The sequence below is a fragment of the Lacticaseibacillus chiayiensis genome (assembly GCF_004123795.1).
GTDB classification, from domain to species: Bacteria; Bacillota; Bacilli; order Lactobacillales; family Lactobacillaceae; genus Lacticaseibacillus; species Lacticaseibacillus chiayiensis.
This window is the reverse complement of the sequence record NZ_MSSM01000025.1, coordinates 24,493-43,345: the sequence shown is the minus strand read 5'-3', so window position 1 is coordinate 43,345 and position 18,853 is coordinate 24,493. Positions and strand designations below refer to the sequence as shown.

The following is an 18,853-nucleotide window of genomic DNA, read 5'->3' as shown; positions in this document are numbered from 1 at the left end:
ATATTCATGACGAACAAAGGCAACTTTGATATTATGGTCTGGTATTCCAAGGACGGACAGTGTAGGATCGTATTGGGACATTTACTCATAACCTCGCTTGCTTTTGGTTTCGACGCTAACAAGCATAGCATGGACACTGAGTAGGTGTCTTTTTGCGTTATCCAAAAAGGGCCTACACGTTCAGTGTTGATTATTTCTCAACACCAGAAAGTGTAGACCCGAATAAGTTTGTTAGAAACCCAGGTCAGGTGATCTGGGTTTTTTAGTACGCAGATTTCTGCATCAGTGTGGGCTATGTAAGCCGGTAGTTAGGGGACCGCACCCGTCTTGTTGGCAAAGGCTGTTTTGTGCAATCACAGGTAGTAAAATAGATTGTAGGCAAACAGCGTTTTAATATGTAATGTGTGGGTTGCAATGGCCTTTATCCAGAAAATTTTGATTTGAAAAAGGGAAAAAGGAATTAAAGTCGAACTTTATTGTTAGGTGGGAAAGATATGCAAGCAGAGATTATTGCCGTCGGAACTGAAATTCTGATGGGTCAGATTACCAATACTAATGGCGCCTATATGGCTAAACAATTGGCCGCTCTTGGAATTGCTAGCTATCATCAACAAGTTGTCGGTGACAATGCGCAGCGCTTGGCGGATGCGATCAGCTTAGCCGAAAAACGCAGTGACATCGTGATTTTGATTGGCGGTTTGGGACCAACGCCGGATGACTTGACAAAACAAACGTTGGCGTCACATTTAAATTTACCACTGGTTGAAGATGCCGATGCGATGGCAAAATTGACAGCACGTGTCAAGCAACAGCAACGACCGATGACGCCAAATAACAAACTACAGGCAATGTATCCGCAAGGTGCTGATGTGTTGGTCAATCGAGTGGGGTTGGCTGTTGGTGCTTGGATCAAGCAAAAGCAGCATGCTTATGTGTTACTGCCTGGGCCGCCTAAGGAATTTGTTCCCATGGTTGATCACGAGTTGTTACCGCATTTGGCTAAGTACAGTGGGCATCACGAAGTTTTGGTCAGTCGCGTGATGCGTTTCTTTGGCATCGGTGAATCACAATTGGTGACGGATCTCGGCGACTTAATTGCCAAACAGACGAATCCGACACTTGCCACCTACATCAAAGATCATGAGGTGACCATTCGGGTGACGGCAAGCGGTAAGACCCAAACAGACGCTGACGCAAAACTGGAGCCTGTGATCGGAACCATTATGGATCGTGAAGGTCGTTATTTTTATGGTTATGGCGATGATAACAGTTTGGTCAAAGAGCTGGTGAAGGCATTAGCGGCGACCGATAAGCAAATAACAGCGGCAGAGAGCTTGACTGCCGGTGAATTTCAGGCGGCTTTGGGGGATGTTCCCGGGGTCTCGAGTTATTTCAAAGGCGGTTTTGTGACGTATTCACTAGCCACGAAAGCAGCGTTTTTGAACATTGATGCACGTGAGTTAGCCGCTCATGGGGTGGTTAGTGAATTTACCGCAAAGGCAATGGCCGAACATGCTCGTCAGCGAGCAGCAGCCGATATTGCAGTCAGTTTTACCGGAGTTGCCGGTCCGGACACGTTGGAAGGGCAACCAGCCGGGACCGTTTGGATAGGATTGGCGCGACTTGGACAAGCACCGATCGCACAGGTTTATCATTTTCCCGGTGGTCGTAATGATGTTCGTAAACGGGCCGTGATGACAGGTATGATGATGGCACTAAGAAGTTTGCGTGATTGATTTTTAAGTTGGTTCGGTAGGCGTTTGAATGACGAGGGGGCGGCAGGAAGTGGCAGAAAAAGAACGACAGGAAGCGTTGGCGACAGCATTAAAGAAGATCGAAAAGAATTTTGGTAAAGGGGCCATCATGAAAATGTGCGACAAGGCTGATACACGTGTTTCGGCCATTTCCAGTGGCTCACTTGCGATTGATGAAGCACTTGGCGTTGGTGGCCTGCCACGTGGGCGGATTGTCGAGATGTATGGTCCCGAAAGTTCCGGGAAAACCACTGTTGCCCTGCATGCGGTGGCAATGGTGCAACAGCATGGCGGAACAGCGGCTTATATTGATGCGGAAAATGCCATGGATCCTAAGTATGCGACCGCGCTAGGAGTCAACATTGATGACCTGTTGCTGTCCCAACCAGACACTGGTGAACAAGGACTGGAGATTGCTGACGAATTGGTCGCCTCAGGAGCGATTGATATTCTGGTAATTGATTCGGTGGCCGCGCTAGTCCCGCAAGCCGAGATTGACGGTGACATGGGTGATGCACACGTTGGCTTACAGGCACGAATGATGTCACAAGCATTGCGGAAACTGTCTGGCAACATCAGTAAGACGAAAACCATTGCAATCTTTATTAACCAGATTCGTGAGAAAGTCGGCATCGTTTTTGGTAACCCGGAAATAACGCCGGGCGGTCGGGCCTTAAAGTTTTATGCAACAGTACGGCTGGAAATCCGCCGCTCTGAACAAATTAAAAACGGTGCGGAAATTATCGGTAATCGCACTAAAATCAAGGTTGTCAAAAACAAGGTGGCGCCGCCTTTCAAAGTGGCGATTGTGGACATTATGTATGGTCGTGGCATTTCACAAAGCGGTGAACTCGTCGATATGGCGGTTGAAAAAGAGATCATTGAAAAGTCCGGATCGTGGTACGCCTACCAAGGTGAGCGAATCGGTCAAGGACGCGAGCATGCCAAGACTTACCTTGAAAATCATGAGGAAATGCATAAAAAGATTGAGGCACAAGTGCGTGAAGCTTACGGAATGCCGTTAAACCAAGTGATTGAAGTGGAAGATCCGGATGTATCAGTGCGAGCTTCCTAGATAGTGGCGACTTGCTAAATGATTCGGAAGTTGAATAGTGAAATCCAAGTTATATAGACACTAGTCGGCGAATTTGGGGTTTAGTGTCTGTTTGGTTTTAGAGGAGTAAGTAGGAGCTGAAAAATGTTTGTTGGCGCTGGAGTATGCTTGTAAAAATCTTGAGTGTAGTGGACAAAAATTTGAGTTGTTGGGGACGGAGAATAGATTGAATTGGCATCTGCGCGTTTGGAGAGACACTCAGAGACTGAGAGACTTCAGATTTATGGCCGAGGTCACTTATGCTCAGGATTATAGTTGGGGGGTGCGTGCTTTTGTTTGAAATTAGTCTGACACATACACCGATGAACGGTCAGTTGACACCTTCATTGCCAGCACGTAAACTGATAGAGGTGTAATAATTTAAAAAGCATCAAAGATTTTGATCAACGAAATGATTGAATCGCTTAGATGATGCGGAGGTGAAATGATGAGTTCAGTAACACTGGTCTCAATAACCCTCGCAGCAGTCATCGCTTTAGCGGTCGGTTTATTGATCGGATTTGCACTTCAAAAGAAGCTCCACCAGAACAGTTTGGATCGAGCGACGCAGACAGCAGAAGGCATAATTGAGGCCGCTAAAAAAGAAGCAGCGACTTTAAAAAAAGAGAAACTGCTAGAAGCAAAAGATGAGAATCATCGCTATCGAACCCAACTTGAAGATGAATTGAAAGATCGGCGGGCGGAAGTCCAGAAGTCGGAACATCGACTGAATCAGCGGGAAGATACTCTGGATCGGCGTGATGACACGCTTGATCGTAAGGAGCAGAGTCTTGCTGACCGAGAAGCAAATTTGAACAAGCGGCAGCAACAGTTAGATGAACGTGAACAAGATATCTCTTCAGAAATCAGTAAGCAACAGACGGAGCTTGAACGTATTGCCGAGTTAACGCATGAACAGGCGCGGACTCAGATTCTTGACGAAACGCAATCAGAATTGACGCATGAACGCGCGGTTATGATTAAAGAAAGTGAAGATGAAGCTAAGGAAGCTGCGGATAAGAAAGCCAAGGTACTGATTGCGGATGCTATCCAACGCAGTGCTTCGGATATCGTTGCCGAAACAACGGTGACCGTGGTGAACTTGCCTAATGACGACATGAAAGGCCGGATTATCGGTCGTGAAGGTCGCAATATTCGGACGCTTGAGACTTTGACGGGTATTGATTTGATTATTGACGATACCCCACAAGCCGTTGTTTTGAGCGGCTTTGATCCGATTCGGCGGGAAATCGCTCGGATCGCTTTGGAGAAGCTCATTCAAGATGGTCGGATTCATCCGGCACGCATTGAAGAAATGGTTGATAAAGCACGCAAAGAAATGGATGACCGTATTCGTGAAATTGGTGAACAAGCCATTTTTGACGTGGGCATTCATAATATGCATCCTGATCTGATTAAGATTTTGGGTCGGCTGCATTTTCGGACAAGTTACGGCCAGAATGTCCTGGATCACTCAATTCAGGTTGCAAAGCTGGCCGGTGTCATGGCTGCTGAATTAGGAGAAGATGTTACCTTAGCAAAACGTGCGGGGTTATTACATGATATTGGTAAGGCACTTGATCACGAGGTAGACGGATCCCACGTTGAAATCGGGGTTGAGTTGGCAACAAAGTACAAGGAACCAAAGACGGTTATTAACGCCATTGCATCCCATCATGGTGACGTTGAGCCGACCAGCGTTATTTCGGTGCTGGTCGCCGCCGCTGATGCTATTTCCGCCGCTCGTCCAGGCGCGCGGTCGGAATCACTTGAAAACTACCTGCATCGCTTAGAAAAACTGGAAGCCATTGCCAACAGTCATGCTGGTGTTGATCACAGTTTTGCGATTCAGGCTGGTCGCGAAGTACGCGTGATTGTTCAACCGGAGAAGCTCTCTGATGATCAGAGTGTGATTTTGGCACGGGACATTCGCAATGAAATCGAAAAAGAATTAGAGTATCCGGGTCACATCAAAGTTACCGTGATTCGTGAAACCCGAACCGTTGAATATGCTAAATAGACACGCGGGGAACCAACGTTAGCGTTTGGATGTCGAGTGTCGCATCAAAAAGATCCGCAAGATGAGTTTTGTCTTGCGGATCTTTTTGTACCCGAATGATCGCTGGCTTGCTGACCGTTTGTTAAATCTTAACCCGGTCGCAACAGTCATTCCCGCTTTTTGGCAAATGGATACGGCGCCTCGCGATACTCACTCTGGCCGATTGTCGGGGAAAACTGGCCGTTCAGAAAATCATTGATCAACGTTAATGAGGCATTTAGTTGGTCTTCATCCAAGTACAGCGTCATGGTGACCTTCACGCCGTAATCAATTTTGGCAATGGCCAGATGGTGGGTAATCAAAAAATGTTGCAACGGTTCAAGATCGGCGTAAGGAATCCGAAATGTGACGGCTTTTTGCTTGATGCGTGTGACAATGCCGATGGTTTCAATGGCGTTGTTGACGTTACCGGCATAGGCGCGAATCAAACCGCCGGCACCAAGCTTGATGCCACCAAAATACCGAGTTGTGACTGCCACCACATCGCGTAGTTCGTGGTTCAGTAAACCTTCAAGAGTAGGGTTTCCGGCTGTTCCTGAAGGCTCGCCGTTGTCGCTCGCCCGCTGAATCTGACTTTCATCGCCGAGAACATACGCATAGACATTGTGATTAGCTTTAGCGTTGTCATGGCTGATTTGATCAATGATGGTCTTGGCTTCATCTTCACTTTGGATGCGGGCTAAATGGGTCATGAAGCGCGATTTTTTAATGATCCGAGTGTAATTTCCGGATTCTTTAATGGTGAGATATGGCTTGGTCATGCGTAATCTCCTTTTGAGGTGATAAAAATGGATCTTGCTGGAGCACAACTCACCCAACCTGAGCTGGCGCGGTTGGCTGTCTCTAATATAGCACAGGCCACCGTGGTACCGGCATTGGTTAAGGTTAAAGGCCATTGGCGCTGTCAACGGTGCCGCAGCCAGTTTCCCGTGGCATTGCCGGATGGCCGCTTCTATTGTCCGGAATGTGTGACACTAGGACGATTGACTGATCAGGATAACCTTTATCGATTCGACCAACCACATCAGCCGGTTGGAGACGGTCGACTGACTTGGCATGGGACGCTCACACCTGACCAGCAAGCGGCTTCTGATGCGCTAATGGCGAGTGTAACGGCTGGCCGCGATCATCTCATCTGGGCAGTCACCGGCGCAGGGAAGACCGAGATGCTATTTCCAACCATAGCTCGGCTGATTCAGCAACAACAACGCGTTGCCATCGTCTCACCGCGAATTGATGTTATCCGAGAGCTGGCACCACGATTTCGCGCAGCATTTGGAACGACACCGATCACCGTGCGTTATGGCGGGCATTTTGATCAGACGGATAGCGACTTGCTGTTAGCCACGGTGCATCAGCTGTTGCGATTTTATCAGGCGTTTGATCTGATTGTTGTCGATGAAGTTGATGCGTTTCCCATGAACGGCACGCCAATGTTGCATCAGGCCGTCCAGCAGGCACGCCGCGGGTCGGTGGCGTATTTAACCGCAACGCCGGATCGTGTCTTGAAAAGAGCGTTACATCGCGGCCTGGGCGTCAGTCGGCTGTTTCGCCGTTTCCATGGACATCCCTTACCTGTGCCAATTATTCGTCTGATGAATTTGCAAAAAGTGCCGCACCAACTTCCGGCTGCCATGATCACGTGGATTCGCCAAGTGCTTGCAACAAAGCGGGTTTGTTTGTTATTCGTACCAAAAATCAGTTGGTCAGAACAGATTGCCGACGTGCTACGTCAACTGGGCCTAAAAACTGCTGGAGTAGCCAGTACCGATCCGCAACGGGCAGAAAAAGTCATGGCATTTCGGCAGCGGCAGATTGATGTCCTAGTCACGACCACTATTTTGGAAAGAGGGGTGACAGTTACCCAGTGTGCGGTGGGGGTCATTTCGGCCGCGGATCGAGAATTTTCGGCCGCGGCTTTAATTCAGATTGCGGGGCGAGCCGGACGAGCAGCAGATAGCCCTGATGACCCGGTCGTGTTTTTTACGGATCGGTACACGCTGGCGCTCTTAGCTGCTAAACGCCAGATCGTGATGATGAACGGAAGGTGATAGTATGCGCTGTATCGGATGTGATCGGCCTACAGACCGCAGTTTGCAACTGACGACTTTGTTTGCTCATGGACCGCTGTTGGCGCCGAGATTGTGCCACAGTTGTTTAAGTCGGTTTTGCCTGATTACCGGGGCGACCTGTGTTGGATGCGGGCGGATGCAACCAACCGAGCAACTGTGTTCGGATTGCCGCAAGTGGGAACACCAAGGCCGACTTTTACATAATCGGGCGTTATTCGCGTATGATGCAAGCATGAAAGCGTGGATTTACCAATATAAGGGGCTTGGCGACTACCGGCTGCACGTCGCGTTTCAGGACCTAATTGCGGCGCGTTTACGACATGCCGCCGCGCTCGTGCCGATTCCAAGCGAACCGAAGCACTTCGAACTGCGGGGGTTTGATCCGATTATCGGCTTGTTTGGCTGTTTACGGTTGCGGTCGTGGTTGCGCAAAACCGCCACTGAGCGGCCACAAGCCCAAAAAACCCGGCAGGAACGTCTTAAGACCCCGCAAAGTTTTCACGTTCTGGCGTCAGAACAGATGTTGAATCGGGCTCGGCAAATCACGTTGCTCGATGATTTGTATACCACCGGACGAACCTTATACCATGCGCGTGATGCATTGGTGGCGGCCGGTTTTAAGGGAACAATCGATTCGTTTACATTAATTCGCTGAATCGCGGCTTTTGTTGTGTCTGACTGCAACATTCGGGTATAATGAAATTGAAGATTGGAAGGGTTTTATCCCAGCCAATCAGCGTGTAAGCATTTGGTTACACGCAGGAAAGGGGAGAAGTTTTATGCTCACATACAATGTTCGTGGCGAAAACATCGAAGTCACCGAAGCCATCAGAAATTACGTGGAGAAGCGAATTAGCAAACTGAACAAGTTCTTCGGAGGTTCAGTCACTGCGACGGCGCACGTCAATTTGAAGGTTTATCCGGATAAGACCGCAAAAGTCGAAGTGACAATCCCGCTCTCGTTTTTGACCCTGCGTGCGGAAGAAACCAGTCCTGATTTATACGCCAGCATTGATCTTGTAACTGATAAGCTGGAGCGGCAGGTTCGTAAGTTCAAGACGAAGATCAATCGTAAATCCCGTGAAAAAGGCTTTGGCCAAATTGATGTTGATACCAGTGCATCAGCTGAACCAAAACCAGCCGAAGACGATGATAATCTGACGGTGGTACGAACAAAGCGGGTTTCATTAAAGCCAATGGATTCGCAGGAAGCCATTTTACAAATGGATATGCTGGGCCATAACTTCTTCATCTTCGAAGATGCTGATACAAATGGTACGAGCATTGTTTACAAGCGTCGTGATGGACGTTACGGCCTGATCGAAACCAACGAATAAATAAATACCCTTTAAGCAAAAACAAGGCTGCTGGTGCTGGCAGTCTTGTTTTTGTTTGTTGAGCGCGGCAACCATTTGCTGTAATTGGAAGGCATTAAGTCGAATGCCATGCATTTTCTGTGCATCATAATTGAGTTAAATAACCGGAAATGTCATCATGGTATTTTCAATCCCCCCGTGAAAATGTTAAGATGTTACAATGTATTAATGTTAGAATGATTAAAGTGTGTTAGATTCACGAGGTTTCGACAGAGAGGAATCCATTTATGGCCAATATTCTTAGAAAATGGGTCGAAAGCGATAAGCGAGAGATCGGTCGCCTCGGCAAAATCGCTGATCAGGTTCAGCGCTATGAAGATGAATATGCAGCATTATCTGATGAACAATTAAAAGCAAATACCAAGAAATTTAAAGATCGGCTTGCAGCAGGCGAAACACTGGACGATATTTTACCAGAAGCCTTTGCAACTGCTCGTGAAGGTGCCAAGCGGGTTTTGGGACTATTCCCGTTTCGGGTTCAGATTATCGGTGGCATCGTGTTACACGAAGGCAATATCGCGGAGATGAAAACCGGTGAAGGTAAGACTTTGACCGCCACCATGCCTGTTTATTTGAACGCCTTGACTGGCAAAGGTGTGCATGTTGTTACCGTCAATGAGTATCTATCCACCCGTGATGCCACGGAAATGGGCGAGTTGTATAACTGGCTTGGCCTAAGTGTCGGGTTGAACCTCAACTCCAAGAACAGTGATGAAAAGCGCGAAGCTTACAATTGTGACATTACCTATTCGACCAACAGTGAACTTGGATTTGACTACTTGCGAGATAACATGGTTGTCTACAAGGAGCAAATGGTTCAACGACCATTAAACTTTGCGATTGTCGACGAGGTGGATTCCATCTTGATCGATGAGGCGCGGACGCCGTTGATCATTTCTGGTGGTGCCGAGAAGTCAACGGGTCTCTATATTCGGGCTGATCGGTTTGTGAAGACGCTGAAAGCCGATACCGATTACAAGATCGACTGGCCGACAAAGACCATTTCCCTGACAGAAAGCGGCATCCGTAAAGCTGAAAAGAATTTTGGCTTGGACAATCTGTATGACACGGAAAATACCGCATTGACCCATCATATCGATCAAGCCTTGCGTGCCAATTATATTATGCTTAAGGATATCGATTACATGGTTTCAAACGGTGAAGTCTTGATTGTCGATCAGTTTACCGGTCGGGCAATGGAAGGCCGACGTTATTCTGATGGCCTGCATCAAGCAATTGAAGCCAAAGAAGGCGTTCAGATTCAGGATGAAAATAAGACGATGGCCAACATCACTTATCAGAACTTCTTCCGGATGTATAACAAACTGGCTGGGATGACCGGGACGGCGAAAACCGAGCAAGAGGAATTCCGCGAAATTTATAATATGGAAGTCATTTCGGTACCGACCAATAAACCGGTCATTCGAGTTGATTCGCCTGATGTCCTTTACCCGACACTGGATGCTAAGTTCAATGCCGTCGTTGAAGATATTAAAGAACGCCACAAGAAGGGTCAACCGATTCTGGTCGGGACAGTTGCGATTGAATCGAGCGAACGGTTAAGTAAGCAGCTTGATGAAGCCAAAATTCCGCACACTGTTTTGAATGCGAAAAACCATTTTAAGGAAGCGGAAATCATCATGAATGCTGGCCAGCGGGGCGCGGTTACGATTGCGACCAACATGGCCGGACGTGGTACCGATATTAAATTAGGACCTGGCGTGACCAAATTAGGCGGGCTTGCTGTCATCGGTACCGAGCGCCACGAAAGCCGCCGGATCGATAACCAGTTGCGTGGTCGCTCTGGTCGACAAGGTGATCCGGGTTCCACTCAATTTTATTTGAGTCTTGAAGATGATTTGATGAAACGTTTTGGTTCCGAACGTATCAAAGCCATGCTGGATCGTTTCAAAGTGGCTGACGATGATCAGGTCATCCAAAGCCGCATGATTTCCCGGCAAGTTGAGTCGGCCCAGAAGCGGGTTGAAGGGAATAACTACGATACCCGCAAGAACACTCTGCAATACGATGATGTGATGCGCGAACAGCGTGAGGTTATCTACAAACAGCGGCAGCAGATCATTGATGAAAACGAAACACTGAAGCCAGTCTTGATGGCGATGATCAATCGTACAATTACCCGGATTGTTCAGACCCACACGCAAGGCGAGCAAAAAGGCTGGAATCTGGATGCGTTGTATGCGTGGATTACCGCGAACATGGTTGATCCGGAGAAATTCAAGCGCAGCGAACTGGATGGCAAGTCACAGGACGAGCTGATCGGTTTGTTGGCAGATCTGGCCGAAAATAACTTCAAGCAAAAGAACAAGCAACTTGGTGATGACGCCCAGATGCTTGAGTTTGAGAAGGTTGTTATTTTGCGGGTGGTCGACTCGGCTTGGACCGATCATATCGATGCTATGGATCAGCTACGTCAGTCCATTGGCTTGCGTGGTTATGGTCAAATGAACCCGCTTGTTGAATATCAAGAAGAAGGCTATCGGATGTTTGAAGAAATGATTGCCTCAATTGACGATGACGTAACCCGGCTGTTCATGAAAGCCGAAATCCGGCAAAATATCCGCCGTTAACAATGAACAGGCGCCCCGGCACTGCATTTTTGATACTGCAGTACTGGGGTGTTTTGAGGATAAGGACGAAATTATGGAGGAAATGAAACAAATGGAACTTAATGTTATGCGCAATACCTTGGCCGCCATGCGAACCAAAATAAATCAATTTAGGGGGTCACTTTGACCTCGATGCGTTGAACGAACGAATTACTGAGAACGAAGGCAAGATGGCCGAACCGGGCTTTTGGGATGACTCTGAAGCTGCACAAAAAGTGATTGATGCCAACAATGCGTTGAAGGAAAAGCATGATCGCTTTTATGCGCTTGAAAACGAGTTAGAGGATCTTGAAGCTGGCCTTGAGCTTTTGCAGGATGAACCTGATCCGGATCTGCAGCATGAAGAAGAAACCAAGATTAAGGATCTTCAAGACAAGCTCGATCATTACGAAATGCAGCTCCTTTTGAACGGCCCGTACGATCACAACAATGCCATTTTGGAAATTCATCCCGGAGCTGGCGGTACGGAATCGCAAGACTGGGGTTCCATGTTGATGCGCATGTATCAACGGTGGGCCGACCAAAATGGTTTTAAAGTGGAAGTGGCCGATTATCAGCCGGGGGACGAGGCCGGTATCAAAAGCGTGACGCTGCTGATCAACGGTGAGAATGCCTATGGTTTGCTGAAAAGCGAAAAAGGCGTGCATCGCCTGGTGCGGATTTCGCCATTTGATTCCGCCGGCCGTCGTCATACCAGTTTTGCCTCTGTCGATGTGATGCCCGAACTCGACAATTCGATTCAGGTCGACATTCGTCCTGAAGATGTCAAAATGGAAGTGTTCCGATCTAGCGGTGCTGGCGGTCAGCATATTAACAAAACTTCCAGCGCGGTTCGGCTGATTCATATTCCAACTGGGATAGTCACCTCAAGCCAGGCACAACGGTCGCAATTCCAAAATAAAGCGACCGCGATGGCCATGCTGAAAGCCAAGTTGTATCAGCGCGAAGAAGAAGCTAAACGCGCCAAAGCCAAAGCAATTCAAGGCGAACAAAAAGATGTCGCGTTTGGCTCACAGATTCGGTCTTACGTTTTCCATCCATATACAATGGTTAAGGATCATCGGACTAATTATGAAACCGGCAACGGTAACGCTGTCATGGATGGGGATCTCAATCCTTTTATCAATGCTTATTTACAGTGGGAACTCTCGCAGAAAAATCCGGATTAAAACTGTAATCTGCCTGAAACCTTGCTGACTTAATCGCCTGTTATACTGTCTCTAGCTTAGAAAAAGGAGCAAAATGCATGATTCAAATGGAAAACGTGACGAAGCAATACGCTAATGGCGTCACCGCTATCAAGGATGTGAACCTTGAGATCCAAGACGGTGAGTTTGTTTACGTCATCGGGCCTAGTGGTGCCGGAAAATCGACACTTGTTAAAATGCTATACCATGAACTGATGCCAACCAGCGGCACCATTAAAATCGATAGCTTTGACTTTTCGACAATGAAACCCGCAGAAGTACCGTTTTTACGCCGTCATATCGGCATTGTCTTTCAAGACTTTAAACTTTTGCCGCGATTGACTGTTTACGAAAATGTTGCTTATGCCATGCAGGTTATTGAGGCACCCGATGCCGAGATTAAAGACAGAGTGCTTGAGGTGCTAGGGCTAGTTGGGCTAGAGCAGAAGTTGCGTCGTTTTCCTGATGAATTATCTGGTGGTGAGCAGCAGCGGGTGTCAGTTGCCCGTGCGATTGTCAACAAGCCAAAGGTTCTAATTGCTGATGAACCAACCGGTAACTTAGATCCACAAACCTCCGATGAAATTGTTGATATCCTTGAACGCATCAACGCCAACAGTACGACCGTTATCATGGCGACGCATAACAAGGATATTGTCAATGAACGGCAACATCGGCTGCTTGAAATTGCCGGTGGTCGTTTAGTTCGTGACGAAGAAGGAGGCACATACGGCAATGAAGAGTAAAGTCTTTTTCCGTCATGTCAAAGATTCCCTGCGCAGCTTGCGGCGTAACGGCTGGATGTCAGTTGCCGCTGTCAGTGCCGTGACGGTGACCTTGTTACTTGTCGGCATTTTTATGGCATTAATCTTCAACTTGCACCATATTTCGCAACAGGTTGAAAACGATGTTCAGGTACGGGTTTATATTGATAAAAAAACAACAGTCAAGCAACGGGATGAGTTAAAGAACAAGCTGAAGAAGCTTGATCATGTCAATAAAGTGACTTACCGTTCACGTCAGCAGGAATTGGATACGATTATCGGCGGTTACGGGTCTCAATGGCGGATGTTCTCCGGCGACCAAAATCCGTTAAGCGACGTCTATATGGTTAAGACCACCAGTCCCAAGGCAACGATAACCGTGTCTAAAGAGGCACAAAAGCTTGATCATGTCGTTGATGCCAGTTACGGCGGCCGAACGGCGAAGAAACTTTTTAATTCTGTCGATCTTGCTCAAAAGTGGGGACTTGGCTTCACGATTCTGCTCCTATTTGTCGCTGTGTTCTTGATCAACAACACCATTCGCATCACGATTCTATCGCGTTCCGACGAAATCAGAATCATGCGGTTAGTCGGCGCAACCAATTCCTATATTCGGTGGCCGTTCTTACTTGAAGGGGCATGGACTGGCTTGTTCGGGGCAATCTTGCCGATCATCGTTGTCGATGTCGGCTATGCGGTTGTCTATCATAGTTTCAGCATGGCTAACGGCGCCAGTGGTTATTCACTTTATGCCAATATGCCATTCCTATTCTGGCTAGATTTGATGTTAGCTGGCATCGGGATCGTCATTGGTGCGCTCGGATCGGTCATCTCAATGCGTCGGTTCCTTAAGTTCTAGAGCATTAATCACCAAGCAAAAGTCGGATTAGTTAATTGGCAAGTAAGAGGTTGAGCCATAATTCGTGTGGGATGTCTTTTAATCACTGAATTCCGAACGATACAGAAGTTTGATTAATTAGTTCCTTGCCGTGCCAAACTCCGCAATCTCCGGCCGATGGTGCTGGAACGCTGTGACGGCGCTTTGAGCCAGAAACCCGCTGTCTCAAAGTCGCCTAACAACATCAGCGACAAAGCCCGGTCGCTGTGTAGTTTCCACGGCTGAGCCCCATCCGGCCTACGATTGCTACGCTTTGGCACTAGTATCTTAAACTTCTTGCAAATTATCCCTTGAGAAACAAAATGCGAACGACGCTTTCGATGACGGAAGCGTTGTTCGCATTTTACTTATAGCTGTGAATTGTGACCCAGCCTCTTTGTGTACTTCAATACTGCCTCCACACCACTTGGCATCCCCGATTGCTCAAACCTTATAGGAGCAGCAGTTGATTTCTGCTATACTGTTTACAGTGAATATTGGAGGGTTACCGATGGCAGTGATCATTGCCTTACTTATCAGCCCGGTTGGTTTGGCCTTTTGGCTAGCCTTAGGGTTGACGATTTTGTTTGCGGTTCAACGCACGAACCGTGAACGCCACCAGTACTTGCGGGCGATTCACCCAAAACATATTGAGATTCCCCGATTTTTTTGGGCAGGTATCCTAATCGGTATTTTGGTATCCGCCATCTCGGTCTTGGCACGACTTCAGGTCAGTTTAGCTGCCTTGTTGGTTTTAAGCGGCTTAACCGTGATCAGTTTGATATTGTCTGCATGGTCTTTTAGTCCATGGTGGCTAGGTCTTGTAAGTTTGGCCACGTTTATTCAACCAGAGTATTCTGATACAGACGGACAGCTAGCAGCTAATTTGGCACTTTTAATCGGACTGCTTTGGCTTGTCCAGGCGGTGTTGGCGCGGCTGAATCGTGGCGACCAACTTGAATCGCCGGTTATTTTGACAGATCGGCGTCAGCGAAAAAGTGTGGCGTTTCGTTTGCGGCAATTTTACTGGGTACCGTTGCTGGTGCCAGTGGATCCCGCTCAGGTCGCTGGTTTGCCGGTTTTGACTGTGATCATTCAAACATTTGCAATCGTCGGCTTGCCTATGGTCTTAGGTGCCTCATTTACGGCGCAGCATGATCGGGCGAAGATGCATTGGCAACGCAGCTGGCCATGGTTTGCTGGGGCTGGCGGCGCGTTAGTTGCCTACAGCCTGGTCGCACGACTACTTTTCCTTCCTGTAGTTGTGAGCGCCATCGTGCCTGCATGTGTCAGTGTTATTCTTGGAAGCGGGTTACTTTGGCAAAGCCATAAGGTGTATCTGACGGTCACGCGCACTGATCGCGGAGTTGTTTTAATTGGGGTTGTTCCTGATACCCCAGCAGCACAAATGAATTTACAACCAGGAGATCGTGTGCTTTCCTGTAACCACATAGCGGTCAATAGCGCCCGTGAATTGTACAATGCCATTCAAAAGGAACCCACTTATTGTCGTTTGCGGCTTCAACAGGCAGATGGTGAGTTACGTCTTGCCGAAACCGCTATTTTTGCAGGTGCGCCGCATGAACTTGGTATGATTTTATTCCCGGAGGAGACAGCATGAAGAAGATCTTGATTGTTGATGACGAGCCAGCCATCTTGACGTTGCTGCAATATAACTTAGAAACCGAACACTATCAGGTGGAGACAGCAACAGATGGGCAAGAGGCCTTAGACAAGGTACGTAGCGAACCGTTTGATTTTATTATTCTCGATCTTATGCTACCAAGCCTGAGCGGGCTTGATGTTACCCGCAAGATTCGTGAAGACAAGATCCAGACTCCTATCATGATCCTGACAGCGAAGGATAATGAAACCGACAAAATTGTCGGACTTGAACTGGGTGCCGACGACTATGTCACCAAGCCGTTTTCACCGCGGGAGATCATCGCGCGTATCAAGGCCATCGAGCGGCGTAGCCAGAGCCAGCCGCAAACCACGGCGCGCTCGGGTAACGACAATCAGATTACCGTTGGCCAAATCACCATCGATCCGGAAAACTATAAAGCAAGTAAGGCCGGTCACCGACTACAGCTGACCCCTAAGGAATTTGAGTTACTGGTTTATTTTGCCCAGCGAGTTGGCAAGACCCTGTCTCGTGACGCTTTGCTCAATGGTGTCTGGGGATTTGATTATCCAGCTGAAACCCGCATGGTCGATATTCAGGTCAGTCATTTACGAGATAAAATCGAAAGCGATCCAAAGCATCCCGAGTATTTAAAGACAGTTCGGGGATTCGGTTATCAAATGGAGGCACCACATGAATAAACGGGTTTTTCGCCGTGCATTTGTTATTAGTCTGCTATCATTGGCAGGCTTTTTTGTGCTTGTGACGACGGTGAATCAACAAATTGTTCACCAGCAGGCGCGTGATCTTCGTCGAGTGGCCAGAACTTACGTGACGTCTAATCATGATGGCGTTGATCGCCAGGCGCTGGCTGAATCAGAGGATTCTTTTATTACAGTCATTCCGGATAATCCTCAGACCACCAGACAGAAAGTAATGGCTGATGCGTTGCGTGGCCGCCGCGCCAAGGCTTTCGTCACATCAGTCAATGTTCATGGGCGGACAGAACAAGCCTATCTGTTTCGGGATCATAATCAATGGGTTGCTGTTAGCCGCTATAAATCAAGCATATGGACCACGGCACCCGAGCAGTTTTGGATCTTGACGCTGATCTTTGCGGCCTTAATTGCGCTGATCTTACTCTGGCTTTTCCGCTCTGAGCATCAGTATCAAGAAGCAATTCGGGTCATGAGTCACAATCTGGATCGCATTCGTGAAAAGAAAGAACCCGATCCGGTGATTTTACCGCCGAAGTCAGCATTTGTACCCGTGGCACAGCGAATTAATGCACTTGCAGTCGAACAGGCACATCTGCGCGAAAAAGTGGCTGTGCGCCAGTCGAGCTTTGATCGCCTAATCGACAATTTGCCTTTAGGCGTCATGTTGATTGACACCAACAAAGATGTAATTCTGCATAATCATGCCATGTCGCAGCTTTTAGGGCATCAGATTCCCCAACCGCGCCACAGTTACCTCGATGACGTCAAAACTTACGCGCTCGCCCGGATGATTGAGCACACATTCCGCCATGAAAAGACCCATCGTCAGGAACTAACCGTTTTAGCAACGCAGAAATCAGTGGATGCCTCTGTTATTCCGTTGAACCAAGGTATCAGCCGCTTGCAGGTGTTGGTCATTTTGTATGATGTCACTTACCTGCGTCAGGTTGAAAAAATGCAGTTGGATTTTGTCGGCAATGTCAGCCACGAATTAAAGACGCCAGTCACCGCGATTGCCGGATTTGCGGAAACTCTGTTGAACGGGGCTAAAAATGATCCAGCGACCCTAAATAAATTTTTAGGCATTATTTTCGATGAAAGTAAGCGACTCACACAGTTAATCAATGATATTCTGACACTGAGCCGGCCCGAAACGAATCGGACGGTGCAGGCGACAGTTGCGCTCAAGAAATTAGTTGATGATGCTTTGCGCAATTTGGATAAGGTAATTAAAGATAAACAGATTCGGGTTGAGGTCGCAATTGCGCCGGACTTGCAGGTCGTGACTGATGAACGCAAGCTGACCCAAATCGTGCGGAATCTCCTGAATAATGCCGTCTTTTACAATCGGCTGGCCGGTCATGTGACGATTACCGCGCAAGTCGTAAGCGATCATTTGTTGTTAGCGGTGGCGGACACAGGAATCGGGATTCCGGAAGCAGAGCAGGCCCGTATTTTCGAACGCTTCTACCGGGTCGATAAGGCTCGCAGCCGTCACAACGGTGGAACCGGTTTAGGTTTGGCCATTGTGGCGGAACTGGTGAAAGGTATGGATGGGCGGGTTGTTGTCAATAGTCAGGTAGGAGTGGGTTCAACCTTTACCGTGACATTGCCGGTCGGCCAAAATAATCGTCCGGCTTAACGTCGATGTTTACACAAACTTTACATTCAACAGCATGAACATTTACACACAGCTGATAAGATGGTTGGAGCTTGAAATGGAGGATTTCTTGTGAAAAAAATTGTGACCCTGTTTACGATCATGCTTTTGGCTTTTATGGCAAGCGCATGCGGCAGCGGCAGTAATAGCAAACAGTCGGGTGAATCCATCACCGCAGTTGGATCAAGTGCACTGCAGCCATTGGTTGAAGCAGCAGGTGAACAATATCAGACGGAACACCTTGGCGTCTTTATCAACGTTCAAGGCGGCGGGAGCGGAACCGGATTAAGTCAGATTCAGCAAGGTGCTGTCGATATTGGCAATTCGGATCTTTTTGCTGAAGAAAAACCGGATATTAACGCTAAAGCATTGGTTGACCATAAAGTGGCAGTTGTTGGCATTGCGCCGATTGTTAACCCGAGTGTGGGGGTCAAGAATGTCACGATGACTCAGTTGCAACAGATCTTCTTAGGTCAGATTACCAATTGGAAACAGTTAGGTGGCAAGAATGTGCCGATTGTCTTGGTTAACCGGGCACAAGGTTCTGGCACCCGCGCAACGTTTGAAAAGTGGGTGCTTCAAGGCAAGCAACCGATTGCCGCGCAAGAACAGGATTCGACCGGGATGGTTCGCCAGATTGTCGGCAGTACACCCGGGGCCATTTCGTACGTCGCCTTTTCATATATCAATAAAACGGTTCAGAGTCTTTCGGTAGATGGCGTTGCGCCGACCGATGCCAATGTGACAACGAACCGGTGGCGAATCTGGTCATATGAACACATGTACACAAAAGGCCAGCCGCGAGGGCTAACCAAGCGATTCTTGGCTTATATTATGTCATCACCGATTCAAAAAAAGCTGGTGCAGAAAATGGGCTATATCCCGGTGACCCAGATGAAGGTCGTCCGTGACGCCAGTGGCCGTGTTAGCAAGGAATAACTGCACAATAGCAGGTTTTTTGACGATTTTGTTGCAGTCGGGTGCGCTGTGAAGATGACGCGCGACAACAAAAACGCTGATCGTCGCCAAGGAATCATT

The 18,853-nt window shown here is 48.0% G+C and carries 15 protein-coding genes; 14 read left to right on the top strand and 1 reads right to left on the bottom strand.

Translation table 11 applies throughout. The features are described from left to right. The first annotated feature begins 494 nt into the window (after positions 1-494). The 3 genes from BVJ53_RS09530 to rny all read left to right on the top strand — a co-directional run bounded on the left by BVJ53_RS09530 (position 495) and on the right by rny (position 4,867). A complete protein-coding gene (locus BVJ53_RS09530; protein ID WP_129302211.1) occupies positions 495-1,736 on the top strand; it encodes a competence/damage-inducible protein A in 1,242 nt (413 codons plus the stop codon). 49 nt (positions 1,737-1,785) lie between these two features. Beyond that, positions 1,786-2,829 (top strand): recombinase RecA, encoded by a 1,044-nt coding sequence (recA, locus tag BVJ53_RS09525; protein ID WP_129302210.1) that lies wholly within the window; start codon positions 1,786-1,788, stop codon positions 2,827-2,829. A gap of 466 nt (positions 2,830-3,295) precedes the next feature. Next, entirely contained in the window at positions 3,296-4,867 is a 1,572-nt protein-coding gene (rny, locus tag BVJ53_RS09520) for a ribonuclease Y (protein WP_010489446.1), read from the top strand. 146 nt (positions 4,868-5,013) lie between these two features. On the opposite strand, the gene BVJ53_RS09515 is transcribed toward rny, so the two are convergent. Continuing rightward, positions 5,014-5,667 (bottom strand): YigZ family protein, encoded by a 654-nt coding sequence (locus BVJ53_RS09515; protein WP_129302209.1) that lies wholly within the window; start codon positions 5,665-5,667, stop codon positions 5,014-5,016. 27 nt (positions 5,668-5,694) lie between these two features. On the opposite strand from BVJ53_RS09515, the gene BVJ53_RS09510 reads away from it, so the two are divergent. The 11 genes from BVJ53_RS09510 to BVJ53_RS09460 all read left to right on the top strand — a co-directional run bounded on the left by BVJ53_RS09510 (position 5,695) and on the right by BVJ53_RS09460 (position 18,754). Then, positions 5,695-6,957, top strand: coding sequence for a DEAD/DEAH box helicase (locus tag BVJ53_RS09510; RefSeq protein ID WP_129302208.1), 1,263 nt, complete (start codon positions 5,695-5,697; stop codon positions 6,955-6,957). A gap of 157 nt (positions 6,958-7,114) precedes the next feature. After that, complete coding sequence (locus tag BVJ53_RS09505; RefSeq protein WP_129302207.1) at positions 7,115-7,633, top strand: ComF family protein; 519 nt, start codon at positions 7,115-7,117, stop codon at positions 7,631-7,633. 124 nt (positions 7,634-7,757) lie between these two features. Continuing rightward, positions 7,758-8,315, top strand: a complete 558-nt coding sequence (hpf, locus tag BVJ53_RS09500; RefSeq protein ID WP_129302206.1) for a ribosome hibernation-promoting factor, HPF/YfiA family — start codon at positions 7,758-7,760, stop codon at positions 8,313-8,315. 266 nt (positions 8,316-8,581) lie between these two features. Then, positions 8,582-10,945 carry a preprotein translocase subunit SecA gene (secA, locus tag BVJ53_RS09495; protein WP_129302205.1) on the top strand — a complete coding sequence of 788 codons (2,364 nt, stop codon included), beginning with the start codon at positions 8,582-8,584 and terminating at the stop codon, positions 10,943-10,945. A 91-nt stretch (positions 10,946-11,036) separates the two neighbouring features. Next, positions 11,037-12,153, top strand: a protein-coding gene (prfB, locus tag BVJ53_RS09490) for a peptide chain release factor 2 (RefSeq protein ID WP_129302204.1) whose coding sequence is annotated in 2 segments (ribosomal slippage) — positions 11,037-11,108 and positions 11,110-12,153 — 1,116 coding nt in all. Because the reading frame shifts where the segments join, the coding sequence is not laid out codon by codon here. A gap of 77 nt (positions 12,154-12,230) precedes the next feature. Further along, entirely contained in the window at positions 12,231-12,917 is a 687-nt protein-coding gene (gene ftsE, locus BVJ53_RS09485; RefSeq protein ID WP_129302203.1) for a cell division ATP-binding protein FtsE, read from the top strand. After that, positions 12,907-13,794, top strand: coding sequence for a permease-like cell division protein FtsX (gene ftsX / locus BVJ53_RS09480; RefSeq protein WP_129302202.1), 888 nt, complete (start codon positions 12,907-12,909; stop codon positions 13,792-13,794). The genes ftsE and ftsX overlap by 11 nt, the downstream gene beginning before the upstream one ends. A gap of 529 nt (positions 13,795-14,323) precedes the next feature. After that, complete coding sequence (locus BVJ53_RS09475; protein WP_129302201.1) at positions 14,324-15,433, top strand: PDZ domain-containing protein; 1,110 nt, start codon at positions 14,324-14,326, stop codon at positions 15,431-15,433. Beyond that, positions 15,430-16,137, top strand: coding sequence for a response regulator transcription factor (locus tag BVJ53_RS09470; protein ID WP_129302200.1), 708 nt, complete (start codon positions 15,430-15,432; stop codon positions 16,135-16,137). Before BVJ53_RS09475 ends, BVJ53_RS09470 begins: the two co-directional genes overlap by 4 nt. Continuing rightward, on the top strand, positions 16,130-17,797 hold the full coding sequence (gene pnpS / locus BVJ53_RS09465) for a two-component system histidine kinase PnpS (RefSeq protein WP_129302199.1): 1,668 nt from the start codon (positions 16,130-16,132) through the stop codon (positions 17,795-17,797). The genes BVJ53_RS09470 and pnpS overlap by 8 nt, the downstream gene beginning before the upstream one ends. A 90-nt stretch (positions 17,798-17,887) precedes the next feature. Beyond that, a complete protein-coding gene (locus BVJ53_RS09460; protein WP_129302198.1) occupies positions 17,888-18,754 on the top strand; it encodes a phosphate ABC transporter substrate-binding protein PstS family protein in 867 nt (288 codons plus the stop codon). Positions 18,755-18,853: the final 99 nt, after the last annotated feature.

Excerpts from the sequence above, each read along its gene's own strand:
- BVJ53_RS09475 (WP_129302201.1), top strand. The coding sequence starts at position 14,324 with ATGGCAGTGATCATTGCCTTACTTATCAGCCCGGTTGGTTTGGCCTTT.
- hpf (WP_129302206.1), top strand. The coding sequence starts at position 7,758 with ATGCTCACATACAATGTTCGTGGCGAAAACATCGAAGTCACCGAAGCC.
- BVJ53_RS09515 (WP_129302209.1), bottom strand. The coding sequence starts at position 5,667 with ATGACCAAGCCATATCTCACCATTAAAGAATCCGGAAATTACACTCGG.
- BVJ53_RS09505 (WP_129302207.1), top strand. The coding sequence starts at position 7,115 with ATGCAACCAACCGAGCAACTGTGTTCGGATTGCCGCAAGTGGGAACAC.
- ftsX (WP_129302202.1), top strand. The coding sequence starts at position 12,907 with ATGAAGAGTAAAGTCTTTTTCCGTCATGTCAAAGATTCCCTGCGCAGC.
- BVJ53_RS09470 (WP_129302200.1), top strand. The coding sequence starts at position 15,430 with ATGAAGAAGATCTTGATTGTTGATGACGAGCCAGCCATCTTGACGTTG.
- pnpS (WP_129302199.1), top strand. The coding sequence starts at position 16,130 with ATGAATAAACGGGTTTTTCGCCGTGCATTTGTTATTAGTCTGCTATCA.
- BVJ53_RS09510 (WP_129302208.1), top strand. The coding sequence starts at position 5,695 with ATGGATCTTGCTGGAGCACAACTCACCCAACCTGAGCTGGCGCGGTTG.
- rny (WP_010489446.1), top strand. The coding sequence starts at position 3,296 with ATGAGTTCAGTAACACTGGTCTCAATAACCCTCGCAGCAGTCATCGCT.
- BVJ53_RS09530 (WP_129302211.1), top strand. The coding sequence starts at position 495 with ATGCAAGCAGAGATTATTGCCGTCGGAACTGAAATTCTGATGGGTCAG.
- ftsE (WP_129302203.1), top strand. The coding sequence starts at position 12,231 with ATGATTCAAATGGAAAACGTGACGAAGCAATACGCTAATGGCGTCACC.
- secA (WP_129302205.1), top strand. The coding sequence starts at position 8,582 with ATGGCCAATATTCTTAGAAAATGGGTCGAAAGCGATAAGCGAGAGATC.